General features: G+C 55.2%; 3 protein-coding genes and 1 pseudogene. 1 reads left to right on the top strand and 3 read right to left on the bottom strand.

All coding sequences use genetic code 11. The features are described from left to right. On the bottom strand, positions 1-284 hold a 284-nt coding region (locus ABSG47_RS19615), incomplete at its 3' end, for an alpha-amylase family glycosyl hydrolase (RefSeq protein WP_424171832.1). Between the two features lie 167 nt (positions 285-451). Beyond that, entirely contained in the window at positions 452-3,943 is a 3,492-nt protein-coding gene (locus ABSG47_RS19610; RefSeq protein WP_424171829.1) for a TonB-dependent receptor, read from the bottom strand. A 171-nt stretch (positions 3,944-4,114) separates the two neighbouring features. On the opposite strand from ABSG47_RS19610, the gene ABSG47_RS19605 reads away from it, so the two are divergent. Then, the gene (locus ABSG47_RS19605) at positions 4,115-6,400 is read left to right on the top strand and encodes a winged helix-turn-helix domain-containing protein (RefSeq protein ID WP_424171826.1); all 2,286 of its coding nucleotides are present in this window, start codon (positions 4,115-4,117) and stop codon (positions 6,398-6,400) included. 222 nt (positions 6,401-6,622) lie between these two features. On the opposite strand, the pseudogene ABSG47_RS19600 reads toward ABSG47_RS19605, so the two are convergent. Beyond that, positions 6,623-7,165, bottom strand: a pseudogene (locus ABSG47_RS19600) (malectin domain-containing carbohydrate-binding protein); the annotation flags it as partial. Positions 7,166-7,225: the final 60 nt, after the last annotated feature.

The following is a 7,225-nucleotide window of genomic DNA, read 5'->3' as shown; positions in this document are numbered from 1 at the left end:
TTGAGCTGCCCCACGGGATGGATGGGCATGAGCCAAACGACTGTGACGCCGAGAGTTTTCAGCCGATCTAACCCGGCGGTTACGCCATTCAAATTCCCATCGGCCGAAAAGGAGCGCGGAAATACTTCATAGATCAGGCCGGAACGGAGCCATTCAGGAGCACTACGGTCGGGCGATGGCCTCGCGGATTCGGACACATCCGCCGCTGAGGCGGGCTCTTGGGCAACAGCGACGAAATTGCCCATGGCCACGAGAGTGGTTGCTACGAGCAGCAAATGATTCATACCAACGGTTCGCAAGGTGTACCCTCTTTGAGTTTGTTGAGTGGACGATTGGACGATCAACAAAGCACTTCTCCGCGCGAGCGGAATCGCTCGGAATCGCGCCTTTTAAGGGGGATGACCGCGGACAGCTCCACCGCCTTCCGGGGATCTGTCCGCGGCCCTGTTGGTTAGAACACGAAACGAGCCGCCAATTGAATTTGACGGGGCTGTCCCTTGTACCCAGTAATTACGCCAAAGGTGCTGAGGTCACCCTGGCTGTTGCCAGGGTTCTGAAAGTTTGGAGTGTTGGTTATGTTGAAGGCGTCGCCACGTAGCTCCAGAATCTTGCCTTCCATAATCTGGAAGTTCTTCTGCAAGCCGAAGTTGTCAACTCTATAGCCGGGACCGAAAACCTGGTTCCGGCCGAGTGTTCCCATGCGCGTGAACACGCTGCTTCCCGATCCATCCGTCGCCAGGATGGTGGGAATAGCACTGGAAAAGGAAGCTGGGTTAAACCAATAACCGCTTATGCTCTTCGGATAGCTGATCGGAGCGATGAGGTCAGGACGATTGCCACCAGGATTCGCACTGCCTGCCGAAGTAAGATCGACCGGCTGGCCAGTTTGAAGAAGGAGAATGTTATTGAACTGCCATCCGCCGATCACCGCGTCCAAGGCGCGCGGAGCGTTTGAGGCGAACTTTTTGCCGCGGCCGAAGGGCAGATAGCCGACAAACGATCCACTGAAGATGTGCCGTTCATCTTGAGTTGCATTGCCATAGTTAACCTTCTGGTCGCCATAGACAAGAAAGGACTCTGGCGTACCGCTGTAGGCGCTCACAGTGTTGTCGAGCGTGTGTGACCACGCGTACGATCCAGTGGCAGTGAAGTAGGTGCCTCTGTGCTCAATGTGCGCCTGCAGCCCGTTGTAATTGGAACTGCCGTCGTAGTCATCGAGCGAGATGCCCCCAATGTTTGGAAACGGCTTCGTCGTTACCCCGGGTAAGTAGGTGTTGTAGGTATAGTAAGTCGAGAGCCGGCTGCCATGGGTGCCTACATACGCCACGCTCACCACGTTATTCGACTTGAGCTGATGTTCGAGTTGCAGGTTCCATTCCTGCATCATGCTGTGATTGTTGTTCTGATTGACGGCAAGGCCGTTGTAGGTGCTGGAAGGATTGTCTGGGTTGAAGTTTACGAAACCGGGCTCTGGCTGCCCATTATATGGAGCTGACGCATTCGCAGTGTAGGGACAATCGTAGGAGCCGCTCGGCGTGCCGCCGGGGTTTGCTATTCCGGTTAATGCAATGCAATATCCGGAGTAGGTGTTGAAGCCGACGCTTCCGCCAAACGGTTGCTGCTGGCCTAACTGGTTGCTGATGCCCCCGTAATCGGGAAAGTAGAAGATGCCGTATCCGCCGTGAAGGGAGCTCTTGCCGTTTCCCAGCAGATCATAGGCAAATCCGACACGGGGTGCGAAGTTGCCGTAATCCTGGTTGATGATGCTGTTGGGTATGCCGTTCTGGCCAGCCAACATCACATGGCCGGTCTCGACATTGAACGCGGCATTCTGATTGTGCGCCTCGGAGGGCCACGTCAACACATCCCAGCGGATGCCGAAGTTGAGGGTGAGCCGTTTATTGACACGCCAGTCATCCTGGACAAAAAGTCCATCTTCCTGACTGATCTCCGCGAAGTATCCGTTCTGGGAACCGACCGAATAATAGTCCGCGAAGGCGGCGAGCATTTCGCTCACCTCATATCCTGTGAAGTCCGTTCCGTTTCCGGCATAGCCAAAGAAACCTTTTCCGGAAATGGGGCGGAAGAATTCCACCTGGCGGCGAAGGTACGTGCCGCCGAGGCTGATCGAATGAGCACCTCGAATGAGGTTGAGGGTATCGGTCACTTCATAGGTGTTTTGAGGGGTCGCAAACAAGCCATAATCGCCGGTGTATGTTATTTGGCTGCCAGACGCGCCAATGATTGGGCCGCCAGATGCCCCAGCCAGGCCGGGCTGATAGATCATTCCGAGGTCTTTGGCAACATTATCCCCTATGTTGCTTGGTTGGAAGCCATAGTTATCGCGGGTATAGGCGATACGTGCTTCGTTGACGATTGTGGGCGAGAAGGTGTGAGTGTTTCCAAGTACCCAACCACGTGCGTGGGTATAGTTTTTGTTGCCGTTGACTGACAATTCAGGTTCGTTCGGCACCTGCGCAAAGTCCGATTGGTTGAAGTTATCTGAGCTGTCATACGACATGCGCGCGAAATACAGGTCATGGTCCGTACGATTCCAGTCGAGGCGAACATCGAAGGTGTTGAAGTTGTAACCACCCTGGACCGCGTATTGATAATTGTTGAGAACGCGATCTGTCCGGGTTGGCATCGGGAATGCATTGAAGTAATTCAGGGCCGCTTGATTTTGGCGGCTGGAGGGGACTATGTTGCCCGGGAAGGGCGAGCAGGTCTCGGGATCGTAGATCTGTCCCAGGCTGTTTGCGGGCAGATTGTTGTTCAGGTTGCCGTTATTGGGTACGCAATGGGGAAATGCCGTGTAATCTCCGGTTGTATAGCCGATGCCGGCGACTCCGCCCGATCCAGGAGCACTTGCGGAGAGTAGCTCGGAGAAGTTCCCCTGGCGCATAAGCGCAGTCGGAACTGTGTCAAACCCGGAGCCGTCGGGATAATCGGCACGAGTAGCCTGATAGTCGCCAAACCCGAAGAGCTTGTTTTTGAAGAAAGGCCCCCCCACGGATCCTCCGAACTGGTTGCGCCGGAAAGGAGGATTTGGTGTGGCGGAGGCGTCCAGGAATTGATAGTTGGGATTCGCCGCCCATTTGCCACTGCGATTGAAGTTGAAGGCCGACCCGTGGAACTGGTTGGTGCCGGACTTGATGGAACTGATCAAGAACACGCCGCCGGCGCGGCCATATTGCGCAGGCGCCACGTTCGTATCGACTTTGAACTCCTCGGTTGCATCGACCGGAGGGAAGAATACGATGATGTTCTGCAAACCATCGTTGTTGTCCACGCCGTCCAGGATGAAGTTGTTCGCCTGGGCGCGTGTGCCGTTGGCCGAGAGTTGGCCGCCGCCCGAGTCGCTGTAGCGGTTAATTGTGTCCTGGCCATTCTCGACATTAGCCCCTGTCGTCACACCCGGGGTGAGCAACGTCAGATTAAGTATGTTACGGCCGTTCAAGGGAAGCTCGGTAATCTGCTTCGACTCAATCGTCTCCCCAAGGGTGGCATTCGACGTATTGACCAATGGCGCAGCGCTTGTGACTTCAATCGAAGTCGTGACCGCGCCCGGCGTCAACTTAAATTGCAATCCTTGTACCTCGGTGACCGTCACCGTGATGGATTGGGACTGTGACTGGAATCCAGGAGCCGATATTTTCGCGGTATAGACACCACGCGGCACGGCCGGAAGATTGAGTTCTCCCGCGCCGTTCGATGTGGCTGTCAGCACGAGGCCGTTTTCATTGTTTGTGAGGGTGAGCGTTGCTCCGGAAACCGTTGCCCCGGTCTGATCGGTCACAGTACCGACTACTTTTCCTGATTCCGACTGCCCCACTGCCTGGTGAACGAAAGCGCTGGCAAAAATCAGCGTGATCGTCAGCATCTGCAAGGCTCGCAGGATGGTCCTGCGAGCTGAACCTTCTTGTGATTTTGCGTTTATCATTTAGCCTCTCTCCCTCCTGTTTCGTTACAGAAATCGACTAGTACAGGAGGACAATTGAGAACCTTGGACCTTGGGATGGGTTGATTCAATGGATTTCACCCTCTTTATGTCTTGTTTTTTTATTGATGGATAAGCCTATTAGATTGATTGGCTTAGGAGTTAAGTCTATACTTGATCCTGGTTGAGAGTTCCGGTTCGTTTGCTGATAAGGGCTTCCCAATGGCGCTTCTCGATGAGACAAATCGCATTGCTTTTGGCCGCTTCGAGGCGGATCTGCAATCAGGAGAACTGTGGAAAGGCAGCCTGCGTATCCATTTGCCTGCACAACCGTTCAAGGTTCTTTGCGCCTTGATCGAGAGAGCCGGGGAAGTTGTATCTAAAGACGAACTCCAAGAAAGACTGTGGGGCAAGGACACAAACGTCGATTTCGAGCGTGCTATTGCCGGGGCGATCAACAAGATTCGCGATGCCCTGGGCGACTCTGCGGAAAACCCAAGGTATGTAGAGACCCTGCCGAAACGGGGTTACCGATTTGTCGCGACAATTACAATTCTCACGCAGCCAGCGCGCGACCCTCTGATTCCAGTCCCGGTGAGCGATCATCTGTCAGAGCCGGATGAGAATTCCGCATTGGCTCCTCGCCCGCTCGAAGCATCCACTATGTCTTTACAGACGGAATCTGCCGTGCCAAAGTGGGTCAATTTGTTTTTGGCTACCGGCCGCTGGCTGTCTAGATACCGCGTAATCGCGCTGTGTGGGGTAATCCTGGGACAATTCATTCTCCTTCTAGGGCTTTTGGCGTACCATCCCACGCTGGAAAGTCCGGAAATTGACCAGATCACATATGGAAGTCCTATCTCGGAGGGACCGCCGGGCCCCGAAAACTTGCCGAGCCTCGCTACGGACGGGGCATCCATTTTTGCTATGGCGCGCGTCAACGGTAAACCCCAACTGGCGGCTATTTCGATCGACACCGGCAATCTCCGGCCTGTGCCACTCCCGGAGGAACTGGCATCGGTTTCGATCGCCGACGTTTCACGAGACGGCAGTAGATTGCTCCTTCTGAGCCGTCCCAATTCGGCGACTGAGCAGCCATTGTGGGTGGCCCCCACGGCAGGTGGAAGTGCCTTTCGAGTAGGGAATATCCTGGTACATGCCGCCACATGGATGCCGGATGGTACGAGTATTCTTTATGCCTCTGGAAATGAACTTTCCGCCGTCCGCCTGGCAGACGGCGAGTTGATCCATATCGCCACTCTCCCTGGAAGAGGATTCTGGCCTCGCTGGTCCCCAGATGGAAAATTGCTTCGCTTCACGATAGTGGATCCAATGACGCACACAAGCTCTCTTTGGGAGATTGCGAACGGGGCCAACCGAGCAAATCCTATACCAGCGCTCAGAGTCGATCACACCTACATGTGCTGCGGAGTCTGGACGCCCGATGGAAAGAGCTACGTATTTCGAATGTATCGAGAGCATGGGAGCGATCTTTGGGAGCTTAGCCGCTCATTCGGTCACTCGATCCTCGAACGCTTGACACAAGGACCTATTCACTATTTCTCACCCACAGTTGCGCGCACGGGCCGCCGGATATTCTTTTTGGGATCGGATGAATCCGTTGAACTGCGGCGTTTGGATGAGAAACAGCATGCCTTCCTGCCGGAACCGTTCTTCCTGCGGGGCGCGACGCGAGTCGAATACTCGCCCGATGGCTCCTCGATCGTATGGACCGATTCTGACGGAGGACTCTGGAGGGCTCACGCCTCGGACGGTTCGAATCGCCTGCAACTGGCGCCGTCCGGCTACGAGGTCTTTGCAGCGCACTGGTCTCCCGATGGGACCAAGCTCGCACTGATGGCCAAAAGACTGGGACATCCGTGGTCCATTTATATCGAGAGCGCCACGGGCGGCGACCTTTCGCCACTGCTCAATGAGAATCACAATGTTGCAGATCCGACCTGGTCTCCCGACGGAAAACAGATCGTTTTTGGTCGCGAACCTGACCTAATGGGGAAAGAACCTGGACCGCGCGAAATCTACCTGCTCGACTTACAAAGTGGGAAGATCGAAGTGCTCCCTGGTTCCGATGGACTGTTCAGCCCGCGATGGTCCCCGGACGGACAGTGGATCGCAGCCTTGTCGCTCGATCAAAAGAAGGTGATGCTTTTCAACTGGCACACCCGCACCTGGAGTCTGCTAGCCGACACCAGCGCCGCCGATCCAATTTGGAGCCGGGACAGCAAGACACTTTATGTCCATGCATTCCTTAGCGACGAACAACCGATTCTTCGTCTCAGCGTTCCGACCGGGGAAAAGCAGGTGATTGCCGATCTCTCCGACATCCAGCTTAAGGATGCAGAGAACTACTTCTTCTCCGGTTTGACCCCGAACAATGAACCGCTCGTGCTGCCGAGGGTGGGCACAAGCAATCTCTATAGCCTCGACCTGGATCACTGAGAATCTGAGAGCCTCTTGTTCCTCTGTTGTCCGGAGGCACGGTTTTGCCGAACCTCCGGATCCAGCCCGAGGATTATCGGAGAACCTCGATTCTGTTGACCTCGGGGTTATCGGCTGAACCAGCGGTAAAGGCAATAACGATCTGGCCGCACTGTTTGCAACCGCATTGAACTGCTCCGTAATTGCCTGGTTTGCCGATCCACTCGTCGCGTAAATATCGAAATTGCTCAGGACGTTAGTCCCGTTGATTGCGACATTGAAAACACGTTCCCCCGATCCGTCAAAGGTCAGTTCGGCAAAGTGCAGGCGCACCGCATAGGTAGACCCGGCGGTGAGCCCGGGAATGGCGTAGGTGAAGGACGAAACCCATCGGCAGGTCTGATAGACCGCAGCCGGGGCAGGCATGGACGTGTTGGTGGTCGCAATGGTGGCGCTGCTGCTGGCTTCGTTGCCGGTATTGAAATCCTCGTCTGCGACAAACGGCGACACCGCGGTGCTTCTGCCGGTATCGATTTCGAGGACATCGGACAGCGGTTGTCCCAGAGTACCCGATCCCAAGATTTCAATGCCCGCGACTTCTGGATTGTCCGCGGAACCCTGCGTGAAGCTGATGGCAATTTGCCCGAGAGCGTCGACCGTCGCCGTGAACTGCTCGACAACAGCTTTGTCTTGACCGCCGGCAGTTGCATAAACATCGAAATTGCTTAGATCATTTTCACAGTTATTGTGGCTTTCCGAATCGAAGTCTGAACCAAGCCTGGGCATTGTGGTCGGTGATCTGAGGAAGTAGCGTTTCGATGGCTTGGTCGAGGGCTATGACGGAGC

This window comes from Occallatibacter sp., from assembly GCF_049510455.1.
Classification (GTDB): Bacteria; Acidobacteriota; Terriglobia; order Terriglobales; family Acidobacteriaceae; genus Telmatobacter.
Note: the sequence above shows the minus strand (reverse complement) of the source record. Positions and strands in the feature narration are given on the sequence as shown.